The organism is Novipirellula caenicola (assembly GCF_039545035.1).
GTDB classification, from domain to species: Bacteria; Planctomycetota; Planctomycetia; order Pirellulales; family Pirellulaceae; genus Novipirellula; species Novipirellula caenicola.
In genome coordinates this window covers 107,299-131,034 of record NZ_BAABRO010000011.1, presented here as the reverse complement: position 1 = coordinate 131,034, position 23,736 = coordinate 107,299, and the positions used below count along the sequence as shown (strand labels likewise).

Genomic DNA, 23,736 nt, shown 5'->3' with positions numbered 1-23,736 from the left:
TGGTCCGGCCGATAAAATCACATCGCCCTTGCATCAAGGGTCAAATTTGATGCTCGCAATCGGCTTGGAAAGCCGAGCGACAATCGTGGGCGGCATCGCCTATTCGTTGGTTTCGGGACGCAGGACCGGGAACAGGATCACGTCGCGAATCGAGCGTTGTCCGGTCAACAACATCACCAAACGGTCGATGCCGATGCCAAGCCCGCCCGCGGGCGGCATGGCGTAACGCAGCGCACGGACGAAATCGTGGTCCATCTTCGCCATCGAATCCTCTTCCTCTTGCCCCTGCAATTGAGTCTCGAATAGCTCTTGTTGCAAATCAGGATCATTCAGCTCGGTGTAAGCGTTGGCAACTTCCATCCCCAACACAAACAATTCAAATCGCTCGGCAATCTCGGGATTGTCTCGTTTGCGTTTGGTGAGCGGGCAGATGCTGGCCGGATAATCGATCACAAAGATCGGACCTTCGAGCGAATCTTCGACCTTCTCTTCAAAGATTTCGTTGCGAATCACGTCAGAGTGCTTGTTCGCAGTTTCCAGCTTTAACTTCTTGGCGTATGCCATCACGCCTTCGTCGTCGGTGGGATCGATGCCGGTCGCTTTTTGGAACAATTCGGCATAGGTCGCACGCTGGAACGGCGGGGTAAAGTCGACCATCTTGCCATCGAATTCACGCTTGTAATCGCCTCCGGTGGCTTGGATTGCATCGCCAATAATTTGCTCGGTCAAATCCATCATCGACTCGTAGTCGCCGTACGCTTGGTACAGTTCCAACATCGTGAACTCAGGATTATGTCGCGGGCTGAGGCCTTCGTTGCGATACACTCGCCCGAGTTCATAGACACGTTCCATGCCGCCGACCATCAAACGCTTCAAGTGCAATTCGAGCGCGATCCGCATGTACAATTTCATGTCCAACGCATTGTGATGCGTCATAAAGGGACGTGCCGCTGCGCCACCGGGAATCGTGTGCAGCGTCGGTCCTTCGACTTCACAGAACCCATCATTGTCGAGCGTCTGCCGGATCGACTTGACAATCCGCGTGCGATTCAAAAACGTGTCGATCACGCCATCATTGAACGCGAGGTCGGCGTAACGCATCCGCTGACGCAGATCCGGATTGGTCAAACCGGCATGCTTTTCCGGTGCCGGCTCGAGCATTTTGGTCAAGAAGAACAATTTCTCTGCGAACACGGTCAATTCACCCGTGTTGGTTCGGCCCAGTCGTCCTTCGGCCCCCACGAGGTCACCGAGGTCAAAGAGTTTGGCGAGGTCGAAATCCTCTTCGCCCACCTGGTTCTTGCCGATGAAGATTTGGATGTTTCCGGTCCAATCCTTCAGATTCAGAAAGATCAGCTTTCCGGTGGGCCGAGCCAGCATGATCCGGCCAGCGACTCGCACCTTCGGGCCGACTTCTTCGCCCGGTCCGTTGTCGGTTTTCCATTGACGGTAATCGACATCCCCCGCGTCGAAATCGGGCAGATCGAGGGTCTTGCCGTCCTTGGTCACAAATTTGACCTGATCGGCCAGTTCACGGCACTGGGAAATCAATTTTCGATCGTCAAATCGACTGCCGTACGGATCGATGCCTCGCTCGACGAGCTGATTCAATTTGTTTCGGCGAGCCACGCGTGGGTCGGTAGCGTCTTCGCCGGAAGCATTCGGTGCGGGATCGGGTGTTTGATTCATCAGTGGTTCAAAGTGGACAGGACAGAAAGGGTCGGAAGATCAAGCGAGCTGATCTTCGCTTTTGAAAGGAATCGACAGTCATCGACTTGGCGAGAATTGTCGGTACGAATCGGGTTTTACGCAACCACGATAGCGATCTTGATTCGCAGAACCCAATCTCGGTATTGCTAAGGCATGACGAACGCTCACTAATCTCTCGCTTTCCACCCATCCGAGTGCCCCATGCACGGCCCCGATTTTCGCCACGACTCGCCCGCCGAAGCATCCAAAAAACAAGCTTCGATCGTCGTGGTCGACCCCAGCCCGCTGTCGTTAATCGCCACTGCAGGGGTGATGCATTCGCGTGGCTACCAGTGCATTTGTGCCCGGACCGCCGATTCGGCGATCGAAGCATTGAAGATGGGGAATCAGGATTTGGTGCTGTGGGACGTCGCCGATGATGCCGCCGCGGTACTGGAATCGATCGAAAGCATGCGGCAAATCCCAGGCTACGACGCACTATCGGTGGTCATGATCGCCGAAAACCGCTGGGCGGGACTCGAGAAAAAAGCCGAAGCGATGAAGGTCCCCACGCGATGTCTGTTTAAACCGATCGACCCCAACGCCTTGCTAGCGGTGGTCGATCACCTGCTGTGGATGCCGTCGCTGATTGCCGCCCATCGCCGCCGCGGCAGCAAACCGAGCCGATTGGGATGGATCACGCTGTAGGCAACAATCAGCCCCCACAGTCAACGTTCACTCCGTCGACGAACCTCCAATGCCATCTCCTTTGGGTAGCGTTTGCGACGCGTGGCCCGTCTGGTTGCGGCGAGTGAAGTAAAACGTTCGATTTTGACCGGGCGGCTCGCGCCGCTCCGCTATAAAAAACACCCGGCTGGCGCCCGAATCAATGGCATCGGGCGAACCTAGTCAATAATTCTGGACTTGCGATCCGCCGGCTCGTTCTGCTATCTGCGAGTGTGGATTTTGCCCGCGGGCGTTTCCACCGTGACATTAAGCTTCCTTCCTCGCGAGAACCACCATGTTGGCACGTGCATTCGTCATCAGTCTGGAACGGGCCACGACTCGGTTTGAGCATGCGAAATCATTGCTAAGTCAATTGCCGATGGAGGCAGAGATTCTGCCGGCGGTTGATGGCAGCCAAATGAGCGACGCCGAAGTGGCCGCCTGTTACCAACGCCATGTTCACCAGCCCCGCTATCCCTTTGCCCTGCGTCGAGGCGAAATTGGCTGTTTCTTAAGCCACCGCAACGCTTGGCAAAAAATTCTCGATAGCGAACTCGACGCGGCGCTAATTCTCGAGGACGACGTGCTAGTCGACGGCGATCAGTTTCAAAGTGCGATTGAATTTGTTCGCGGCCACGCACCGAAGGACTCGTACGTTCAGCTTCCCGTGCGAAAAGTGCCTCGTGATGTGATCTCGCTGTCATCCCGCGGACCTCACCGCATGTTACTGCCCACGGTGACCCCACTCCGCACGTCGGGGCAATGGGTCACCCGCTTGGCAGCTAAAAAGCTACTGCGAGCGACCGAGACGTTCGACCGACCGGTCGACACAACGTTACAGATGCACTGGATTACCGACGTCCGTTTGTTGACGCTTGATCCATCGGGAATCCGCGACTTGACGACCGAACTTGGTGGCAGCACGATCGGCGTCGGAAAGAAGCGAAGTTTGACGCTTGAAAAAGTCTCGCGTGAATTCAATCGCGCGATGTACCGAGCAAAGATCGCCCGTTTGTCCAGCAAAGCGTGTGCTTAGCGAACGATCACAAGCACGCGGCCGATGATGTCGGACGATGTCGACGCTGAACCGCTTTCGTCGACGCTGCCCGCCACCGCCATGTTCGCGGTTGCCGAATTGAGTCGAACATACGGGCGATCGCTCAAGTGGCTTGCCAACGCATTGTTCCCGTTGACTCCCGCATCCAATTGCCACGATGTCGAATGCGTGACCGTCGTTGGATCGACGTCACGAAGCGATTGGATCATCGCGACCAACGGAGGATCGTTGGCGATCGTCATGCTGACCGATTCGATCCCTTGTTCATCGGCAATCAAACGCAGAATGAATTGATCGAGCTGCTTTGCGGGCGCTTCCAAGTACAACACGCTCGCGGAACTTGCACTCTCGTCATCCGCTTGGTTCTCTTTGGCAAAACGAACGACTTTCTCGCCAACCGCTTTACGGCTAGCCGAATCGATCCCAGTCAACTCCATCGCCGTTTCAACCGCACGCGTATTGCGGCCGTCCATCGTGCGGCGAACATCGAGCACCAACATCGCTTTGATCGCGACCACATCGGCGGTCGCGGGTTTGTCGTCGTGACGTTTGATCGCAGCTTCGGAGTCCATCGAATCTGGATTCGGGGTGACCGAAGCAATTTTCATTTCCGTCTGTTTGATCACAGCATCGTTGCTACTCGAATCGTGGTCGGATTCTTTGATCGCGACGCTACCGGGATCCGTGGATGCAATCGTCGCCGGCGCGTTGTCCGATGACACGGCATCCATGGTCGTTTCCGGCTTGATTTTGTTGTCGCCGGATGCATCGGCAATCATCGAATCAGGGTTCGCTGCAATCTCGGGACTCGGGCTCGGGCTCAAATCCTCTGCGGTCGCGACCTGGTCAATTTCGGGGTCAATCAACGCCACCGGGTCGACATCGACACCAGGACGGGTCGCAAAAAATGCAATCGCAAGCGAGGCGGCAATCGCCGCAAGCGGTGCCACGATTCGCCATACCGAAGCGCGTTCACGTGTGACCATCGGACTGGGTTGCTCGGACAATCGCATCACCGGGTGGTCATCACTTAGACCTTCGGCGCGACCACGAGCGACTGTCGCCTCGATCACCGATTGGGCAAAATTCGCTGGCAACGTGACATTGCGATCTTCGTCGCGGATCTGACGCAGCGATTCACGCAGCTGGATCAATTGCTCGAGTTCACTGGCGACGTTCGGATCATCACGCAGCATCTGCTGGACGCGTGCGCGTTCGTCAGCACTCAGCGCGTCATCCATGTAGGCGCTCAGCAGTGAATCGAGGATATCTTTGGGTACAGACATAGTTCTTTAGACCATAAATCTTTGCAGGCTCTGAAAGTCGTCCTGGCTTTCCATATCCGATCCGATGCTGTATCAGCAAGCAAAGTTCCCTGTTTCGCAACAGAAACCTACCAGAATCGATCTGACGATGCACCAAAAGCACGTGTATTTCGTCTTTTTAGCGAAATTTTGCTGAGTACGTCTGCCCTGGAACTGCGTTCGGATTCCTCACTGTCCGAAAGGGGAAATGGACCAGACGGGCTGGTAATACGACCCAGCCCCCCCACGAATGACCAAGACGCCTCCCTCCGCTGCTGCACCGCGGGTTTGTCACACAACGCTAGTAGCGGCATACGAATGCATCGCTTAGACGGCGTCCGCGGAGCGAGCCGTCCGGTTGCAGCGGGAAAAAACGTTCGAAATTTACCGGATCACCTGCCACTCTCGGCTATGAAAACCATCCGTACGGTGCCAATCTAGCTGGCATTGGGCGTCAGCCCTCGTTTTCCAATTTCCCCCCCAAAACGCTTTAAATGAACCACGACGAGATCCTGCGTGCCAACCGCAAGACTTATGACGCGATGGCGGACGCGAGAAACCCGCTTTGCCAGCCCGCTAAAGACAGCGAATTGGCCGATCCCCTCAAGACGCTCGATCCGCTCGGATGGCTCGGAAAATCAATCAAAGGGTTGCGTGTGCTGTGTTTGGCAGCGGGCGGTGGCAGGCAAAGTTCGCTGTACGCGGCTGCCGGAGCCGAGGTGACGGTCGTCGACCTCAGCCCCGCCATGCTGGAGCTGGATCGCCAAGTCGCTGCCGCACGCAGCCTTTCGCTGCGTATTTTGGAAACGACGATGGAAGATCTGTCGATGCTAAGACCGGCAGAATTTGACATCGTCGCTCAACCAGTCAGCACCTGTTACGTCCGCAACATCGGCGTTGTGTTCGAGCAAGTTGCCCGCGTGCTGCGTCCTGGCGGCCTGTACATTAGCCAGCACAAGAATCCCGTCTCGCTGCAGGCGAGTCCCGAGGCGACCGCCAACGGGTCGTATTGCTTCGAACACACCTATTACCGCGACACGCCGGTGCCGCCACCCAAAAACGCTTCGGCAACCGCAAATCGATTACGCGAAAGCGGAGCCGTTGAGTTCCTGCACCGCTGGGAACAGATCATTGGCGGCATGTGTCGCGCCGGATTTTCGGTCGAGGATTTGGTCGAACCCGTTCATGCCAAACGCGATGCGGCGGCGGGCTCGTTCGCACACCGCGCCCAATTCATCGCTCCCTACGTTCGCATCAAGGCGCGTCGTCAAACGGCGGGCGGCCAAGCCGTCTCGGATGTTAGCGGCAGCAAACTCTGGATTCCGGATTGATTCATTTTTACCCCCTGAGGAGCTTGCATATTGTGTCCGCGCACGAAAAAACGCAAGACGAAATCGTCTCGCGTTGTTGCGTTATTCACTGAGGAATCTCGACCGTTTAGCTAGGGTCGTCCGCCAGCGAGGCGTCGGCATCACTTTGTTTTGCGTATTCGTCGTTGCTGCTAACGATCCGATCGATCTCTTGCACCACCAGCATCGCGGTCTTCAATTCAAACGGCGAGAACCAGCGAATCGTACCGGTGTACTTGCTTTCGACGCGATTTTTCTGTGCCAATTGGGCCCATGACATGTTGTCCGTCAAATGCCAAGCGGCTGCTTGAGCGGTGTTCTGAGTGACCAAGCCGTTGCCGAGTGCTTCACAGACCAAACGCACCTTCGGGCTGTCGGTGAACTGTTCGATGGGAACGATTTTGTAAGCCATCTTTGGATTCGGGTCGGGCTTGCCATGTTCGAGACAGACGGTCACGACAGAGAGTTTTTTGACACGTTCGGGGGCAATGCGTTGGAAGCCGCCCATGCCGCCCATGCCGCCGCCTCCCATACCACCCATGCCGCCGCCACCCATACCGCCGCCGCCCATGCCGCCGCCCATGGCTTGACCACCGCCGCCCCCCATGCCGCCGCCCATGCCACCCCCCATGCCGCCCATGCCACCGCCGCCCATGCCACCCATGCCGCCACCAAATTGGGCAAGCACAGGCACGCCAGCGAACGCAGCGGGCAACTTGAGGTTCATCGGTTTGTCAGTCAAATTCTTGACCAACACATTGGCCTTGGTTGCATTGATCGGAATGAATTTGACGTCGATCTGTCCAGCATCCATTGCGGCGAACATCTCCGCTTGGATCGCCTCGTCGGCAACCGGCAAATCGTCTGCACGCAGCGATGCCGTCGTCACGACCAACAACATCAGCAAACAACCAGGCAACGCCAGCACGCTCGGACAATGAGAAGATTTGATCACGCTTAGGTTCCTATTCATCGATTCGCCTCATTGAAAATGAGGTGGGTAGACCGGGGGTGTGTCGACAGGCTATGTCGAGAAAAGCAGCATGTCGTTCGACAAATCGAGGCCAAGCGAATCATGCGATGATCGCAGTAGGACCTGAATTCCGAACGGTCACGAACGAGTTCTTGCCAAACAGACGCGTATTATCATAGTCGCATTTGCTGGTCGCACCAAATAAAAATCAGCGAACCACGAGCAAGAATCGAGCGGAATCAGCCAACGAATCCGCATGCGACCGCGTAAACCGAACAATCCTCGAAATCGGAAGTTTTTCGCAGGAATAGGGCCGACATTCCTTAAATCGGTTGGCTTTTCCTCGATGGCAATTAGGATGGCGGTTTGTTCGCTAGCTCGAAACGGATCCAGCTTTGGCAGTCCCAGCCGACTCGATCGGTTTGACTTGCGACCACGAAACAGCCTCGGCCCCCCCCCCCTTTCCGGAGACTGCTGATTCCGTACGACATCACCGCGGTCAGATTAGCCGTTTGGGTAATCGCCCGGCTCGGTGGTGTCGAAACCGTGGCTACCGCCAAAACGGTTCACGAAATCAGTCATCTCTACCCGCCAGAGGAATAGCCTGTTTCGAACTGTCATCGCTGGACGAGCCAGCGTGACGACAGACGAGCGAACATTGGCTCGTCTAACGGTCCCCCCATTCGTTTTCAGCAACGCATCACCCCCCCCTCAAGCTTTACTTCACGAAGGATCCTGTAACCGATGAAACGCAAGACCACCCTTTATTCCATGCTCTTCGCCGCGACTGCCCTAGGCATGTTGGTGGCTCCGATTCAGCATGGTACCGCCCAAGACAAAGCTGCCGAAAAAGCAGCCGAAGCCACCGAAGCTGCAACCGAAGCGGTAGCGGATCAGGAAAAGCCAAAGGCTGATAAACCCAAGGCCGACAAGAAAAAGGCAGACGCAGCGGCTAAAAAGGCGGCAGCCGAGAAAAAAGCAGCTCAAAAGAAGGCTGCTGAAGCAAAAGCAGCTGAGAAAAAAGCAGCCGAAGCCAAGGCAGCTGCGGAAAAGGAAGCTGCGATGAAGGCTGAAGCCGAAAAGAAAGCGGCTGCAGAAAAGAAAGCTGCCGCCGAGAAAAAGGCCGCTGCTGAGAAGAAAGCGGCTGCAGAAAAGGCTGCTGCCGAGAAGAAAGCCGCTGCCGAGAAAAAGGCTGCGATGGAAGCTGCTGCCGCCAAGGCCGCTGCTAAGATCGAAGCAGAAAAAGCGGCTGCTGCCGCTGCAGCTGCGGCAACCCCGGTCGCAACGCCCGCTGCTCCCGAAGCCGCACCAGCTCCGGCTCCAGAACCGATGGTCGAAGAAGCAGCCCCGGTGGCTCCCGAAGCTGCCGCTGCTCCCGAAGCCGTCGTGGCTCCGGTTGTGACCGAGCCCGCTCCGATCGTTTACGAGGAAACCGCAGGCTGCTGTGGCGAAGTGATCGTCGAACCAGCTGGTTGCTGTGAGCCCGCCCCAGTAGTTTGCTGCGAGCCAGCCCCTGTCTGCTGTGAGCCTGCACCGGTTTGCTGCGAGCCAGCTCCGGTTTGCTGCCCACCCGCTCGCAAACATTGCGGATTGCTGCACCACGTTTTTGGTATCTTCAACTAAGTCGTTGACGACATCGAATCGTTCCAAAAAAGAAACGGCCTGCGATGAATTCATCGCAGGCCGTTTTTTTATGAGAGGGATCGCATTTGGACGCACGCTCGCGGTCATGATGTGCCGCGTGATCGCGACGGAACTTAGACCGCTCCGGATTCCAGTGACGCGGCAAACGCCTTCTTCAGCCGCTCGGTCGCCACATCCGCCTTCTCGGTGGCAATCACCGCATTGACCTGCAGTTCGCTGGTTCCAATCATCTCGATGTTGATCCCTAGATCCGCAAGCTGTTTAAACAGAATGGTGCCCACATGCGTGTGGCTACGCAGTCCAATACCGCTGACCGTGATTTTCGAAATGTTGGTACCGCTCTGGATATCACGCATCCCATGCTTCTTGCAAATCTCGGTGGCAACTTTGACACCTGCGTCGATCGCATCGTCGTTGATGGTAAAGCTGACGCTGGTCGAGCCATCTTCGCCGTCATAGCCTTGCACGATCATGTCGACAAAGATTCCCGCTTCGCCGATGGTTTCGAACATGTCGGCCGCGATGCCTGGTTTGTCCGGAACACCATGCAGCGTCACGCGAGCCTGCTCTTTGGTCAATGAAATCCCGGTCAGCGTCAACGCCTCGAGCGCGTCCGCCTGCAACCGGCTGATCAGCGAATCGACATCGGCACGATTGCCTCGCTCGGATCGAATTTGGTGCCACGATTTCGCATCATCGGGTTTCTGATGAAGCGAGAATGCTTGATGCACCGCCCGCAGCGCCGCAGAGGCTTGCGAACGTGGAACCAGCGTCGAGATCTTGATCTCGCTGGTCGTGATCATTTGGATGTTCACATCGGCATCGGCCAACGCGCGAAACATCGTCGATGCCACGTTGGTTTGCTTGGCCATGTTTACCCCGACCACCGAAACCTTCGAGACTTGGTCGTCGTAGGTGACCGCATCCGCGCCGACTTCGGGCAGCACGCCTTCGAGCGTTTTCAGGGTCGTCTGCAGGTCTTCTTGACGAACGGTAAACGAGATATCAGCGCGGCCTTGAAGTCCCACGTTTTGCACGACCATGTCGACGGCAATCTTTTTAGCCGCGATCGCCGAGAACACTTGCAAACTTTTCCCGGGCACATCAGGCACGCCGAGCACGGTCACGCGAGCTTCGCTGGGGGTCATCGCGGCACCACAAACCGAAGCGGTTTGCGACTCGGTTTCCGCGACAATCATCGTTCCTTCGGCGTCCGAAAAACTGCTGCGAACATGGATCGGAACATTGAACTTCTTGGCGAATTCGATGCTGCGATTGTGCATCACGCCGGCCCCAAGACTGGCCAATTCGAGCATTTCGTCATAGCTGATCACGTCAACCCGGCGAGCTTCGGGCAACAACCGTGGGTCGGTGGTGTAGACGCCATCGACGTCGGTATAGATTTCGCAAGCGTCCGCGCCGAGCACCGAAGCCAATGCCACGGCGGTCGTGTCGCTGCCGCCGCGGCCGAGCGTGGTGATGTTCAAATCATCATCGATGCCTTGGAAACCGGCAGCCACCACGATGTTTCCTTCGTCCAACAAACGTTCGATTCGCTCGGTTGAAATCGACTGGATCCGCGCCTTGCTGAAACTGTCGTCGGTCTTCATCCCGATTTGCCCCCCGGTCAAACTGACCGCTTTGGCTCCGAGTGCATCGATCGCCATCGCGACGAGCGCCACACTGACTTGTTCGCCGGTGCTGACCAGCATGTCCATTTCACGCGCCGGCGGATGGGGGCTGACGTCACTGGCCAACTTCAACAACACGTCGGTGTTCTTGCCCATCGCGCTGACGACCATCACGACGCGGTTGCCTTGCTGTTGGGCGCGAATCGCCTTGCGTGCCGCCGCGCGGATTTTTTCGACATCAGCGACGCTGGTACCGCCAAACTTTTGAACGATCAGTGACATGGGAAGAAGTGTGAATTTGAAAGGGAAGTGAAGGGTGGAAAACGAACGAGGCAGGGGGAATTGTCGGCACTTGCCCGCTATGACTTGATGAATGCGTCCATCAAATCCCAGCCATGGTCGAAGCGGCGACCGCTGGCCCCGGCTGCGATCTCGTCATAGGTCGATTGCGAATCCGGCTGGACGCCGGTTCCCGAGATCAACAGCGGCACCATTCCGTGCGTGTGCTTTTTGGTGCTGCAGAACGTCGGGTGGTCAGGAGTCACCAAAATACGGTAGTCGCCGTGTTTCTGCAGCGCTTCGTAAAGTGGGGCAACAATCGATTGGTCGATGCTTTCGAGTGCCTTGATTTTCTCGTCAGCACGACCTTCGTGCGACGCTTCGTCGGGAGCTTCGATGTGCACGCAGACGACATCGTATTTGTCGAGCGCTTCGACCGCGGCACGGCCTTTGGCTGCGTAGTCGGTGTCGAGATAGCCCGTGGCCCCCGCCACTTCGATTCGTGGCCAACCAACCAGTGCGGCGATGCCTCGCAGCAAATCGACCGCGGTGATCATCACGCCGCTTAGCCCGTATCGCTCTTGGAAACTAGGCAGCTTGGGTGCCCCGCCGAGTCCCCACAACCAAACGTTGGTCGCGGGCCGCTTGCCCTCGGCGATCCGTTTCTGATTGACGGGATGCGACGCGAACAGCTCGGCAGATTCGCTCATCAAGCGAACCAGTAGATCGCTGCCGGGACCGCGAGGAAATTCATCCGCCACCGACAAATCGGTCAAATCGTGAGGTGCTCGCGAGCGTGTGTCGCTTGAAAACGGAGCGGGGGTGGACGCGTCGCCTCGATAAATCAGCAGATTTCGGTAGCTAACGCCTGGCACAAACTCCAATCGCGATGCGATCGGGTCGCCCTCGGCGGCGGCTTTGGCCAACAATTCGGCCTGGGCCGATCGCAGCAGCTCGGCACCTTCTTCGTTGGAAATGTGGTCGGCGGTAAAGTCGACCATGGTTTGGTCTTCGATCGTGACCAAATTACAGCGGACCGCCCAATCGTGTTCGCCGAGCGCGATTCCTTGAGCGGCAGCTTCTAACGGTGCGCGGCCAGTGAAGTAGACGTCCGGGTCGTAGCCGAGCAAACAGAGGTTCGCGACTTCGCTGCCCGCCGGCAAATGGTCGGGCGTGTTGTTGGCCAATCCTAGCGAACCCTCGGCGGCGAGCCGATCCATCGTGGGCAAATTGGCAGCTTGCAGCGGGGTGCGGCCGCCGAGCGAATCGATCGGTTCATCCGCACAGCCGTCGGGAATAATAATGACATATTTCATGGCGAATCCTCCGCCCACGCGGATTTTCAGTAAAAAGAACGAGAATGGGGCAGTTTCCAATAGTCCCGGAATCCGCGAAAGGGGGCGTTTACCGGATCATTCGGTTAAACTAGGCCGCTTGGAAACCGAGGGCTCGCGTGATGAAGCGGTTCCTCTTTGAAAAATCCTTCCCCACGATCCTTCCCCCTTCCACTTTCCCTTCCTCCCATCAAGACACGCTATGAAGTCACCCATCTCTCGACGTGATGCCCTGAAAACCACGGCCGCAGCTGCTGCCGGAATCGCCATTTATCACGGTGCCTCGGCACGCCGGATCTCGGCCGCCGAAAGCCCCAACGAGAAATTGAACCTCGCCTGTATCGGTGTCGGCGGCCGCGGGGCTGCCAATGTCGGTGGCGTCAACTCTCAGAATCTGATCGCGTTGGTCGACGTCGATGAGAAACGAGCCGAAGGTGCGTTCAAAAAATATTCGTCGGCCGAGCGTTTCAGCGACTATCGCAAGATGCTCGACAAGCTCGGCAAGGATCTTGATGGCGTCGTGATCAGCACCCCCGATCATACGCACTTTCATCCTGCCTACGCCTCGATGCAGTTGGGGCTGCACACCTATCTGGAAAAACCGCTTGCTCACAACGTTTGGGAAACCCGCACGTTGACCGACTATGCTCGCGAAAACAAACTCGCGACTCAGCTTGGAAACCAACGTCACGCGATGCCCAACATGCACCGCGTCGTCGAGCTGATTCAAAGCGGAGCGATTGGCAAGGTCAACGAGGTGCACTGCTGGGTCGGCGGCAGTCGCGGCATGCCAGCGGTTCCCAAAGACACACCGCCGATTCCCGCGGGATTGGACTATGAACTGTGGGTCGGCCCCGCAGAGAAACGTCCCTATCACCCGTCGTTCTGTCCCTACGGATGGCGTTTTTGGTGGGACTACGGAACCGGCGAAACCGGCAATTGGGGCTGCCACATCTTGGACATCCCCTACTGGTCGCTAGGACTACGCTACCCGAGTCATGTCGACGCAAGCGGTCCCGAGGTGGATGCCGAGCGAACGCCCAAATCGATGCACGTTACCTATCGCTTTGACCAAACCAACCAAAACAGTCCGCTGGATCTGCATTGGTATCACGGCACTCCCGCAATCCTGGCTGAGCGTGGGCTCTCGGGCAAAGGCCACAACACGCTGTTCATTGGCGAAGACGGCATGTTGTTATCCGGATTTGACAAGCACGAGTTGTTGCCCGAGGAAAAGTTCGCGGACTTCAAACGGCCCGAAAAATTTGTGCCCGACTCGCCTGGTTTCCACAAAGAGTGGATCGCCGCGTGCAAAGGGGGCGAGGCGGCCACGTGTAATTTCGATTACACCGGCCCGATGGCCGAGGCCGTCTTGCTCGGCAACGTGGCCTACCGCACCGGTGGATTCGACTGGAACGCCAAAACGTTGTCCACCGGCAACAACACCAAGGCTCAATCGTTGATCCAAACCGCCTACCGCAAAGGCTGGGAAATCGACTAGCCCAATGTGGGATAGGCTTCCAGCCTGTCATCCAATAACGCGATCAACTTTAGTCGCGGCATGACGCAAAGCGATTGTTGATTCGGGGTGCCGCTCGCGAGGTCGAGTGGCACGCATTACCCGGTGCCTTACGGCCCGCTCCCCACTCTCCCACTCTCCCACTCTCCATCATGAAACAAATCCTCGCCTTCACGCTCTTCCTGCTCCTTCCCACTCCGCTGGTCTCCGCAGCGGAACTAAAGCTCGCATCGGTGTTCTCGGACCACATGGTGCTGCAACGCGAACAGAGCGTTCCGGTTTGGGGCGTTGCGACCGCTGGTGAATCGATCACGGTCAAGTTCGCAAACCAAACCAAGACCACCACGGCCGACGAAAGCGGCAAGTGGAAGGTTGAACTGGATTCGATGAAGGCCAATGCCGAACCTCAATCGTTGATCGTCGAATCCGGCAAAGAACCAAGCCGCCTCGAGTTAACCGATGTCTTGGTGGGCGAAGTTTGGTTGGCGTCGGGGCAATCGAACATGGAATGGGAAATGCAAATGAAGGCAGACTCCAAAGCCGACATTCCCAACTCGACGCATTCGAACCTTCGGCTGTTCGCGGTCCCGCTGACCACCGCACTGACGCCGCAAGACGATGTCGATGCAAACTGGACGCGGAGTTCCCCGGAGACCTCGGCTAGTTTCTCGGCGATCGGCTACTACTTTGGTTTGCGATTGCACGAGGAACTTGGTGTTCCGGTGGGGATGATCCAAAGTGCCTGGGGTGGAACACGGATCGAGCCATGGACCAGCGTCGATGGATTCGAAGCCGTCCCCGCGCTGTCAAGTGAAGCCGATCGCATTCGCTCGCAAACTCCCGGAACGCCTGAGTACCGCAAATCGCAGGAAGCGCATTTACAACAAATCCAACAGTGGACCGAATCGTTAAAAACAGCGCTCGCACAAAACCAAGCGGCGCCTCCGCTGCCAGCCCAGCCGGCAACGCTGGCCAAGAGCCATGGCACGCCGACGGCGCTTTACAACGCGATGATCCATCCGCTTGTTCCAATGGCGATTCGCGGGGCGATTTGGTACCAAGGCGAATCGAATCATGGTGAGGGACTGGGCTATATCGACAAGAAAAAGGCCTTACTCGCATCCTGGCGAAATGCATTCAAGCAGCCTGAACTGCCCTTCTATTTCGTCCAAATCGCACCCTATCAATATGGCGAAGAGGATCCTGAAATCCTGGCTCGTTTCTGGGTCGCTCAGCGTGAATGCATGAAAATCCCCAATACGGGCATGGCGGTGATCACGGACATCGCCGAGCTCAAAGACATTCATCCGCAACACAAAAAGGAAGTCGCACGGCGGTTGTCGCTGTGGGCATTGGCGGACACCTATGGTCAAGCCGACATCGACCCCAGCGGTCCTCTCTACTTGAACCACAAAGTCGATGGCGAAGCGATCCGTGTGATGTTCCGCAACGCCGAGTCGGGACTCGCGTCTCGTGACGGTAAACCTCTAACTGATTTCGAGATCGCCGGAATCGATGGCAACTTCCATCCTGCGACCGCGACGATCGACGGCAACCAAGTCGTCGTCCAATCGCCGAACGTGCCTAAACCAAAACAGGTGCGATTTGGTTGGAATAAATTGGCGATGCCGAACTTGATGGACAATGACGGACTGCCTGCGTGTTCGTTCCACACGCATTGGCCTATCGATCCATCTCTCGGCTACAACCTTGCACTGGGATGCACTTGGGAATCGAGCGACCCGAACGCGTGGGGATGGAACAGCGGGTTGACCGACGGCGTCTGGGGCAATCGCAACCCGCAGTGTTTTGCCACCGGCGTCAGCGACGAATTTCCAAAATCGGTCACCATCGATTTGAAAAAGACGCAAACGATCAACCTGGTCCGCTTTGGTGTTCCCGATGTGGGATCGACCAAAACCGTGGCAATCTCACTCAGCGAGAATGGGAAAACGTTTCAGGAAGTCGGAACGCATTCGTTTGGGCAAGGCAAAGCCGAGCGAGCCGTGATTGAGTTTGACGACACCACGGCAAGATTTGTTCGGCTCACCTACGTCGACCATCATTCCGGCTTGGCTGGCGGCTACAACAACACGTTCGCCTTCACCAGCGAAGTGGAAGTCTATCGAGCGAAATAGAGCGATTTAACAAATGGCGTGGGATTCATGTCGTAGCTGCGTTCGCCAGAACGTGTTCCACCGCGAACGCGACGGCAGCTACATCAAAATCGAAAATGCTCTAGTGGTCTGTGACAGCTAAAAATTAGAGTTGGCTGTAGTGGACGAGGCAACGAGTCCCGTGCTGCAGGACTCGTAGCCTCGTCCACTACCCCAAAAGTAAGCTGCGACGCAGCACTAGACCAAGTTTTTTCCATCGCAAGCTTCTCAAAATGGGAAGGACTAAATTCAATGGCGTCCTCGATTCGCGTCTTCGCGTTGATCTGCGGTGTAATTGCCGTTGTGATCGCAACGAATTCGATCGCGATGGCGCAGCCCACGCCACCGTCAACCGACGATCAGGTGAACCTGTTTCATCTGCCCGACGGGTTTGAAATTCAACTCGTTGTAAGTGATCCCGACATCGGGCAGCCGATGAACTTGAATTTCGATGCGCGAGGACGACTGTGGTTGACGCATTCGATCGAATATCCCTATCCCGCGCAAAGCGAAGGAGTCGAGGCGGACCGCGGGAAATTTGCTGGCGGCGGCGACAACCCGCCACGTGATCGCTTGACGGTCGTTGAGATTGGACCTCGAGGATCCGCCCAGCAGATCACTCATTTTGCCAGTGGGTTAAACATTCCAATCGGAAATGTCCCGTTCGGCGATGGCAGCGAGGCACTGGTCTACGCGATCCCTTCGATCTTTCACGTCGTCGACCATGATCACGACGGACAATCCGATGCGATCACGACTCGTTACACGCGATTTGGAAACATCGATGTCCATGGCAATGCAAGCTCCTTCACCCGAGGCGTTGACGGTTGGATTTATGGTTGCCATGGATTTTCAAACCACAGTGAAATCAGCGACGCCAGCGGAAATGTGGTGAAGCTGCATTCAGGAAACACGTACCGGTTTCGCGAGGATGGATCGCGTTTTGAACGGTGGACCGCAGGCCAAGTCAATCCGTTTGGAATGACGTTTGATCCACGGGGCAACCTGTTCAATTCGGACTGCCATTCCAAGCCGGTTTATCAACTGCTGCGTGGTGCCACCTATCCGCAATTTGGTGGCAATCCCCCGCCGATCGGATATGGCCCCACGATGATTGATCACCAACATGGGTCCACCGGAATTTGCGGCCCCGCGTACTACGCAGCCGAGCATTTCCCCGAGGAATATCGCGACAATCTGTTTATCTGTAACCCCGTCACCGGACGGGTTCATCGCGATCAATTAACGCGGGTAGGATCGACACTGCAGTGTCAAACGCAGCCTGATTTCATTACCAGTGACGATCCCTGGTTTCGTCCCGTCGATGCGATTGTGGGACCCGACGGAGCACTTTACATCGCTGACTTTTGCAACTTGGTGATTGGACATTATGAAGCTCCGCTGGATCATCCCGATCGCGACCGGACGCACGGACGCGTTTGGCGAGTCGTCTATCAAGGCGATGCGAAGTCGCCGATCGAATTGAGGCCGACGGATCTGACGCAACTGCCTGCAAAAGAACTTGTCGATCGACTGTCCGACCCGAACTTGCAAGTACGAACGCTGGCGACAAATTTCTTGGTCGATCGGGCCAACGAAGAATCGCTCTGCTTGGTCCGGGCCGCGGTCGAGTCGAGCAACACGGCCACCGCTCGGGCTCATAGTTTGTGGGTACTCGAGCGAACCAAAACCCTTGACGACGAAACGCTCGAACGGCTTGCTCATGATCCCGATGCGATCGTTCGGACTCACTTGATAAAAATGCTGGCCGAGCGAATCGACTGGACCGCCACCGAGTCGTCGCTGGCTCGAAACGCATTGCACGACAGCGACGCGTTTGTGCAACGCGCGGCGGCCGATGCATTGGGACGACATCCCGCTAGCGACAACGTCGAACCGATGCTGCAGACGTGGGCAACCACGCCGGTCGACGACACGCACTTGATCCACACGCTTCGGTTGTCGCTTCGTGATCACCTTCTCAGCGACCAGGTCATCATGGGGTTACCGCTGGAAGCGATCGAGGGTGATCTTCGCGAACGATTGATCGAGGTGTCATCGGTAACCGACCGGGATCACGCCGCAGGTCTGAGTCTAACGTTGTTAGAAACGTCGACGAATCCCGCAGCGTGGGCCGATCGTATCGCCACCCAAATCGGCAACCATGGAACCGACGACCAGGTTGCCAAATTGATCTCGATCACAAAGCAGCGAATCGCCAGCGAGCCGCGCTCCCAATTTCAAATTTTGGGGGCGGTTGCCAATGGAATGCAGCAACGCGGCAAGTCACTCGATCAATCCGAACCGCTCCGCGGTTGGTGGTCCGAGATCGCTGCCGAATTGCTTGGTCAAATCGCATCGAGTCCCGCGCACTGGGCCAATCATCAAGTTCCTGAGATCACAGCGTCGGAATCGCCGTGGGGAATTCGTCAGCGGAATTCGGCCGACGGAGATTCGCATGCGTTGTTTTGGGACAGCATCGCTGGTGGCGAAAGCTTGACTGGGATTTTGCGAAGTCCAGCGTTCACTGTTCCGACGCAAATTCAGTTTTGGATGTGTGGGCACAACGGTTTCCCTGGTTCGCCCGACGCCCAAAAGAACTTGGTCCGGCTAGTTGATCTCGAATCGGGCCAGACGATTGCGAAACAATCGCCACCGCGAAGTGATGTTGCGATGCAGTACACGTGGGACTTGACGGAACACGCCGGCCGCACCGCTGTCATTGAAATTGTCGACGCAGACCAAGCGGATGCTTACGCCTGGGTCGCCGTCGGACGAATCGAACCCGCGGTCGTGACCATCAGCGAAGACAGATTCGGTGACCGGATCGTTGAACTGGCGGGTCAGTTTGGATTGACCGAACATGCTGCCGTGGTCGCGTCGCTGGTGTACGACGCAAATCAATCGCCAAAGATTCGCAAACAAGCCATGACAAGTTCGCTGCGTTTGAGCGAGGAAGCCTCGATCGTTCCGATCTTGGATGGCGTTTTGTCGGATAGTGACGAAACGAACGAACTTCGCGTTGCTGCGGCCGATGCTCTCGCGAATCTTGGCAGCGAGACAGCACAACACGCACTGGCGCGGCGTCTGGAAACGTCTTCGTATGGCCTTCAGCAGGCGATCTCTGCGGGACTCGCTCGAAAATCGTTCGGCATTGAGTTGTTGCTTTCCCATATTTCGCTGGGCCACGCGTCGCCTCAATTACTGACGGAGAATCGCATTGCCGAATTGATCCAGCGGAATGCAACTTCCGAGCAAAAAACGCAGATCGCCGAGCTCGCTGGTGACTTGCCGCCCAAGGATGAAAAATCGAATCAGCGGATGATCCAGCTGCGAGAAAACATGCGGCATGATTTTTCGACCGCCCGAGCCGCCGAAGGCGAAGTCCTCTTCAAACAGCATTGTGCCACGTGTCATCAGATCGCAGGGCAGGGGGGTGTCGTCGGTCCGCAGCTCGATGGCGTCGGCAATCGAGGAGTCGAGCGATTGCTCGAAGACGTCGTCGATCCCAATCGGAACGTTGATGTGTCGTTCCGAATGACGCAAATCCTGACAATTGATGGCAACATCGTGACCGGATTGCTGCGGCGAGAAGAGGGCGGTCGGGTGGTGTTGGCGGACCAAACCGGCAAGGAGTTTTCGCTGGCGATCGACGAGATCGAACAGCGTCAAGCCTCGACGGAGTCGCTGATGCCTGGCAATTTTGCCGAAACGATGACCGCTCAGCAGATCCAGGATGTCGTGGCCTACTTGCTGACTCAGCAATCCGCGGTCGCAGCCGCGAGTGAATGAGCAAAACGGGCGAATGAGCGAAACGGGCAAAAGTGCCGATATTTGGGGCAAAACGAGGCCTGCGTTGGTGGGGTGCGGTTGCCAATTGGTGCCGGGACAATAGGCTAGGCCGTAGTTTTCGTCGGTCCGCTCAATTGACCGAAAGTCTTGGCGACATTTGCTACGAAATCAGCCCATGTCGCTCTGTCACCCAACCGCACTTGATCCCCATGTCTCATTCGCTTGATCCGCTCGTCCGTTTGATGCAAACGCTCCAAGAACGTGCCGAAAATCGGCCCGCAGGCTCGTACACCACGAAACTGCTCGATGGGGGGCCGGAGAAGATTGGCAAAAAAATTCGCGAAGAAGCCGAGGAAATGATCGAAGCGGCCAGCGAAGAGGGCGATGCCGGACGCGAGCATTTTGTCTACGAAGCAGGCGATTTGATCTACCACGCAATGGTGTTGCTGGCCTGGAAAGGGGTCGATTTGAGCGAAGTGGCCAACGAATTGGGCCGTCGCGAAGGAACATCGGGGCTTGTCGAAAAAGCCAGCCGCGGCAAAAACAGTGGCTCAAACGCCGAGTAATTAGTAACAAGATTGCACAAGAAAGCAGAATCTTTTGGACACCGAAAACAATCTCCGAATCGGATTGCCTAGCAAGGGACGGCTCAGCGAAATCGCAGGCGATCTGCTCAATCAAGCCGGGCTGCGATTTCGTCGCCAATCCCGCGGGCTGTTTGCTCGCGTCGGCGGTTTGCCGATCGATTTGATCTTCCTGCGGACCGATGATATCCCGACGCTGTGCGCCGAAGGTGCCATCGACATGGGAATCACCGGCAGCGACCTAGTCGAAGAAGCGGGTGCGGATGTCCAATTGCGAATGAAATTGGGGGTGGGCCGTTGTCGCTTGGCCGTTTGCGTCCCCGAAGACGCACCGATCACCTCCGCCGCCGAACTCAATGGCAAGCGGATTGCCACCAGCTTTCCTGCGGTCACCCAGCGTTACTTGGCCGGCTTTGACGCCAAAGCGCACCTCGTCTCGCTGACCGGCAGCGTCGAAGTGATGATCCAGCTCGGTGTCGCCGACGCCATCGTCGATCTCGTCGAAACCGGCAGCACGCTGGCGGCCAACCGGCTTCGCATCCTTGATGAAATCGACTCGTACGAAACGGTCCTGATCCAAAACGATCAATGCCGCGACAAAGCGACTGCCGACCGCGTCGTCCGACGACTCGAAGGGGTCGTGATCGCAAGAGACTATTCGCTGCTGGAATACAACATTCTGCGAGCAAAGTTAGCCGACGCAGAACAAATCACTCCAGGATTCAACTCGCCCACCGTCAATGCACTCGAAGACAAAGATTGGTGCAGCGTCCGCGTGATGGTACAGCGAAAACAAGTAATCGACGCGATGGAACAGCTCGAAAAACTCGGAGCGTCGGCCATCTTTGAAACCACGCTGTCGAATTGCCGGCTGTAGTGGCCAATCGCCACCGCTTCCTTGCAAACTCCTCACTTTTCACTCCTCATTCTGCGGTCCCCACTCCTGATGTCCCAATCCAGCGAACTGCCGATCCAAATCGACGTCCAAACCGTTTCCGAAATGTTGAAACAAGGCGACGACTTTCTGTTGCTGGATGTCCGTGAACCCAACGAGTACGCGATCGCCAAGATCACCGGCAGCACGCTACTGCCGCTCAGCGAGATCGGAGCCCGCGTGCATGAACTCGAAGAACACAAGGATCGCCGGATTGTTGTTCATTGCCATCATGGCGGACGCAGCCTGCAAGTGACCGAAGCGCTGCGTAGTCGCGGTTTTGACAAAGTCCAGAACATGGACGGCGGCATCGATGTTTGGAGCCAAAAAATCGATCCCTCGGTCAATCGCTACTAAAGGCTTGTCGGCGAGGCGACGATTCTCACGAAACTCGCATGTCAGTTTCGATTTGCAATTGCTATCAATTCCAAGCGACGCAGTCAGCACTCTTCCTATTCCGCCCTGTTTACCAGGCCCCTCAAATACCGCGTGAATTGCCCACTAAATGTCTCTTTACCGACAAGGGCTCAGGGGGTTATCATCGCCAGCATTAGTCGCGCAAAAGTGGCCTTGACCAAGATGATTTGAACCTTCTTTGAATCGTTGACGGTGTAAACGCAAGGCTCTTGGCGGTCGTTTTTTTGCACTTGTTCAAGGATTGAAGCAATGGGCGGAGTCCCCGTGCTACTGCTATTCGCCGCGATCGGAGTCACCTATGGTTGGCAACCCGATGGTGGTGGAGGTGTCGAGTACATCATCCAAGTCCCAGCCGATCAGATCGATCGACTGCAGGAATCGGGTGAAGTGACCAGCGTCATCGACCCTCAGGTTCAAGGGCATGTCAGTCGCGTCGTGATTCGCGTGGGCAACCAGCGTTTGCCGCGAGAAACTCCGGCAGCAATCTCACAACTCCGCCACGAAGTTCCGGTGCCCAACAGCGGGGGGACCAATTCTGCGATCGTGGAAACCCAGACGCGGCGTGATCGCAACGTCAACGCCTTTGACGCCAACGACGAACAACCGATTCCGATTCCGCAAATGACAGCGGATTCACCGGTGCAGCCGATTCCTGGTTTCCACGGTGCGCAAAACAAATTGGCTGGGATCCCGGCCGGCAGCACCGCTCAAGCGGAAGCGATGATGAAGCCCGACGCCAGCTCGCCCGGCGCAGGTTCGGGATTCTCTTTCCCTGCCTCCGCGATCCCCCAATCACTACAAGAGGCAGCCGGAAACACCGCTGCCAATGTCCGTGATGGCTTAAGCGACGCCGCCCAAGACCTTGGAAATCGCACCCGCGGAGAACTTGATGCTGCGATGAACCGTGCCGCGCAAAAGGCCGAAGAAACCGCGGCGGGGATGGCTGACCGTGCCGCCAACGCGCTTCGCAATGGCTTTGATTTCACCGCCACCAATGGATCAAACAACGCCGCTGCGAACGCGTCGGGAACGCCCGACGCGAATCGATCAGAGATTCCTTCGTTCACCGGATCCGATCCATCGACCGCTAACAATCGTTCGTTGGCGTCCGGCCCTTCGACGGATCCGACGAACACTCGTGAAATGGTGCGTGATCGCGACAAAGATTGGCAAGACTTGAACCAGATGAACTTGCGTTCCCAAACGAACATGGCAGGTGGTCCGTCAACAGACCCAGTCGGCAGTCCAGCAAGCGACAACCGAACGGGCAACTCGCCACTGACCCCAATGCCGACGACCAACACATCCACCTCAGGACTAGGCACGACGGCGACGTTTGGGCGAGTCCCCGACGCGCTGAACACCACACGGCGTACCGCCGACGACACCGCCGCTCAGCAGCGGGCCGCTCAAGAACGTGCCGCGCAGGAAAGGGCCGCACAGGAAAAACTGGCTCAAGAGCAGCAAGCTGCCTATCAGCGACAGCTTTACGAACGCGAGCAGTACGAACGAGCACAGGCGGCCCGAGCACAATCCAATCCGCCCCCGTCCTCGAACACGCAAACACCCCCTGCCTATCCCTACGGTCAATCGACGCCATTGTCGGCGCCAGGGCAGAGCAGCAATTTTGCCAATACCGGTGCCGGTGACCCGAGCGGCCGCACGTATGGGCAATCGTTTTCAAATGATGGCACCGCCGCTTCGGCGATCGGCAATACCTATACCGACCCTCGTCTATCGAGTAGCGACGCAGCCAAGCTGCCACCGAACGGATGGAGCTATGACGCGTATGGACGCCCCATCGACCGCGACGGCAATCTGCTGGACAGCTATGGCCGCATCATTCCCAACCAATACACCAACACGACTCGGCTAGCCGACCAATCCGCTGGCAACCCAGCGCCGCCTCCGCGCGGGCCCGCTGGTTACGACACGAATGCAAATACTGCGGGTGGAAACGCTGCACCGCGAAACTCGAGTGCCCCTGGTGGATCCACATCGGGTCAAACGTACACGTCACAAGATCGCAATAACGCCGAAAACGTCCGTTCGCCATCGGACCTCGAGCGCCGCTACAGCGAAGCGGACGCTCGTGAGGCCGCGTTGGCAGCCGAGCGAGACGCGTACTCACGCGGCCCGGCGCCCGCCAAAACAGTCGCGGCTCAACCTCTGTTCAACGGCTTGCTACTGATTTCGATTGTTGGCAACGTGTACCTTGCTTTCTGGTTGAAAAACCTGCGTCATCAGTTTCACGACTTGGTGGCGGCGAAGCGAATGAGTCAAAACTCGGGTGCTCCGGTGGCGTAATCCTCCGCGTTTTTTCGGTTTTGCTCTTCCGCTAGCCTTCA

16 protein-coding genes are annotated in these 23,736 nt (G+C 56.9%); 11 read left to right on the top strand and 5 right to left on the bottom strand.

What is annotated here, in order from left to right; all coding sequences use genetic code 11:
- Nucleotides 1-99 precede the first annotated feature (99 nt).
- A complete protein-coding gene (gene lysS / locus ABEA92_RS19820) occupies nt 100-1,689 on the bottom strand; it encodes a lysine--tRNA ligase (protein ID WP_345685587.1) in 1,590 nt (529 codons plus the stop codon).
- 222 nt (nt 1,690-1,911) lie between these two features.
- On the opposite strand from lysS, the gene ABEA92_RS19815 reads away from it, so the two are divergent.
- Nucleotides 1,912-2,397 carry a response regulator gene (locus tag ABEA92_RS19815; RefSeq protein WP_345685586.1) on the top strand — a complete coding sequence of 162 codons (486 nt, stop codon included), beginning with the start codon at nt 1,912-1,914 and terminating at the stop codon, nt 2,395-2,397.
- Nucleotides 2,398-2,710: 313 nt separating this feature from the next.
- Entirely contained in the window at nt 2,711-3,451 is a 741-nt protein-coding gene (locus ABEA92_RS19810) for a glycosyltransferase family 25 protein (protein ID WP_345685585.1), read from the top strand.
- Here ABEA92_RS19810 and ABEA92_RS19805 read toward each other — a convergent pair.
- Nucleotides 3,448-4,758, bottom strand: a complete 1,311-nt coding sequence (locus tag ABEA92_RS19805; RefSeq protein WP_345685584.1) for an anti-sigma factor family protein — start codon at nt 4,756-4,758, stop codon at nt 3,448-3,450. The genes ABEA92_RS19810 and ABEA92_RS19805 overlap by 4 nt on opposite strands.
- 512 nt (nt 4,759-5,270) lie before the next feature.
- Here ABEA92_RS19805 and ABEA92_RS19800 point away from each other — a divergent pair.
- A complete protein-coding gene (locus ABEA92_RS19800; protein ID WP_345685583.1) occupies nt 5,271-6,107 on the top strand; it encodes a class I SAM-dependent methyltransferase in 837 nt (278 codons plus the stop codon).
- 106 nt (nt 6,108-6,213) lie between these two features.
- Here the strand turns inward: ABEA92_RS19800 and ABEA92_RS19795 are convergent, their stop codons facing one another.
- Nucleotides 6,214-7,098 carry a hypothetical protein gene (locus ABEA92_RS19795; RefSeq protein ID WP_345685582.1) on the bottom strand — a complete coding sequence of 295 codons (885 nt, stop codon included), beginning with the start codon at nt 7,096-7,098 and terminating at the stop codon, nt 6,214-6,216.
- A gap of 744 nt (nt 7,099-7,842) precedes the next feature.
- Here ABEA92_RS19795 and ABEA92_RS19790 point away from each other — a divergent pair.
- Entirely contained in the window at nt 7,843-8,721 is an 879-nt protein-coding gene (locus tag ABEA92_RS19790; RefSeq protein WP_345685581.1) for a hypothetical protein, read from the top strand.
- Nucleotides 8,722-8,855: 134 nt separating this feature from the next.
- Here the strand turns inward: ABEA92_RS19790 and ABEA92_RS19785 are convergent, their stop codons facing one another.
- Together ABEA92_RS19785 and ABEA92_RS19780 are read right to left on the bottom strand one after the other, a co-directional pair.
- Complete coding sequence (locus ABEA92_RS19785) at nt 8,856-10,655, bottom strand: aspartate kinase (protein ID WP_345685580.1); 1,800 nt, start codon at nt 10,653-10,655, stop codon at nt 8,856-8,858.
- A 77-nt stretch (nt 10,656-10,732) separates the two neighbouring features.
- Nucleotides 10,733-11,968 (bottom strand): cofactor-independent phosphoglycerate mutase, encoded by a 1,236-nt coding sequence (locus ABEA92_RS19780; RefSeq protein WP_345685579.1) that lies wholly within the window; start codon nt 11,966-11,968, stop codon nt 10,733-10,735.
- 220 nt (nt 11,969-12,188) lie between these two features.
- On the opposite strand from ABEA92_RS19780, the gene ABEA92_RS19775 reads away from it, so the two are divergent.
- From ABEA92_RS19775 to ABEA92_RS19745, 7 genes are all read left to right on the top strand, one after another.
- A complete protein-coding gene (locus ABEA92_RS19775) occupies nt 12,189-13,487 on the top strand; it encodes a Gfo/Idh/MocA family protein (protein ID WP_345685578.1) in 1,299 nt (432 codons plus the stop codon).
- A gap of 170 nt (nt 13,488-13,657) precedes the next feature.
- Nucleotides 13,658-15,643, top strand: a complete 1,986-nt coding sequence (locus ABEA92_RS19770; RefSeq protein ID WP_345685577.1) for a sialate O-acetylesterase — start codon at nt 13,658-13,660, stop codon at nt 15,641-15,643.
- Nucleotides 15,644-15,913: 270 nt separating this feature from the next.
- Nucleotides 15,914-19,453, top strand: coding sequence for a DUF7133 domain-containing protein (locus ABEA92_RS19765; RefSeq protein WP_345685576.1), 3,540 nt, complete (start codon nt 15,914-15,916; stop codon nt 19,451-19,453).
- 209 nt (nt 19,454-19,662) lie between these two features.
- Nucleotides 19,663-20,019 carry a phosphoribosyl-ATP diphosphatase gene (locus ABEA92_RS19760; protein WP_008700278.1) on the top strand — a complete coding sequence of 119 codons (357 nt, stop codon included), beginning with the start codon at nt 19,663-19,665 and terminating at the stop codon, nt 20,017-20,019.
- Nucleotides 20,020-20,053: 34 nt separating this feature from the next.
- On the top strand, nt 20,054-20,914 hold the full coding sequence (hisG, locus tag ABEA92_RS19755) for an ATP phosphoribosyltransferase (protein WP_345685575.1): 861 nt from the start codon (nt 20,054-20,056) through the stop codon (nt 20,912-20,914).
- Between the two features lie 69 nt (nt 20,915-20,983).
- The gene (locus ABEA92_RS19750) at nt 20,984-21,328 is read left to right on the top strand and encodes a rhodanese-like domain-containing protein (RefSeq protein ID WP_345685574.1); all 345 of its coding nucleotides are present in this window, start codon (nt 20,984-20,986) and stop codon (nt 21,326-21,328) included.
- Between the two features lie 309 nt (nt 21,329-21,637).
- The gene (locus ABEA92_RS19745) at nt 21,638-23,695 is read left to right on the top strand and encodes a hypothetical protein (RefSeq protein ID WP_345685573.1); all 2,058 of its coding nucleotides are present in this window, start codon (nt 21,638-21,640) and stop codon (nt 23,693-23,695) included.
- The last annotated feature ends 41 nt before the right edge of the window (nt 23,696-23,736 follow it).

Excerpts from the sequence above, each read along its gene's own strand:
- ABEA92_RS19805 (WP_345685584.1), bottom strand. The coding sequence starts at position 4,758 with ATGTCTGTACCCAAAGATATCCTCGATTCACTGCTGAGCGCCTACATG.
- ABEA92_RS19795 (WP_345685582.1), bottom strand. The coding sequence starts at position 7,098 with ATGAATAGGAACCTAAGCGTGATCAAATCTTCTCATTGTCCGAGCGTG.
- ABEA92_RS19810 (WP_345685585.1), top strand. The coding sequence starts at position 2,711 with ATGTTGGCACGTGCATTCGTCATCAGTCTGGAACGGGCCACGACTCGG.
- ABEA92_RS19745 (WP_345685573.1), top strand. The coding sequence starts at position 21,638 with ATGGGCGGAGTCCCCGTGCTACTGCTATTCGCCGCGATCGGAGTCACC.
- ABEA92_RS19800 (WP_345685583.1), top strand. The coding sequence starts at position 5,271 with ATGAACCACGACGAGATCCTGCGTGCCAACCGCAAGACTTATGACGCG.
- ABEA92_RS19785 (WP_345685580.1), bottom strand. The coding sequence starts at position 10,655 with ATGTCACTGATCGTTCAAAAGTTTGGCGGTACCAGCGTCGCTGATGTC.
- ABEA92_RS19790 (WP_345685581.1), top strand. The coding sequence starts at position 7,843 with ATGAAACGCAAGACCACCCTTTATTCCATGCTCTTCGCCGCGACTGCC.
- ABEA92_RS19775 (WP_345685578.1), top strand. The coding sequence starts at position 12,189 with ATGAAGTCACCCATCTCTCGACGTGATGCCCTGAAAACCACGGCCGCA.
- ABEA92_RS19770 (WP_345685577.1), top strand. The coding sequence starts at position 13,658 with ATGAAACAAATCCTCGCCTTCACGCTCTTCCTGCTCCTTCCCACTCCG.
- lysS (WP_345685587.1), bottom strand. The coding sequence starts at position 1,689 with ATGAATCAAACACCCGATCCCGCACCGAATGCTTCCGGCGAAGACGCT.
- ABEA92_RS19765 (WP_345685576.1), top strand. The coding sequence starts at position 15,914 with ATGGCGTCCTCGATTCGCGTCTTCGCGTTGATCTGCGGTGTAATTGCC.
- ABEA92_RS19750 (WP_345685574.1), top strand. The coding sequence starts at position 20,984 with ATGTCCCAATCCAGCGAACTGCCGATCCAAATCGACGTCCAAACCGTT.
- ABEA92_RS19760 (WP_008700278.1), top strand. The coding sequence starts at position 19,663 with ATGTCTCATTCGCTTGATCCGCTCGTCCGTTTGATGCAAACGCTCCAA.
- ABEA92_RS19815 (WP_345685586.1), top strand. The coding sequence starts at position 1,912 with ATGCACGGCCCCGATTTTCGCCACGACTCGCCCGCCGAAGCATCCAAA.
- ABEA92_RS19780 (WP_345685579.1), bottom strand. The coding sequence starts at position 11,968 with ATGAAATATGTCATTATTATTCCCGACGGCTGTGCGGATGAACCGATC.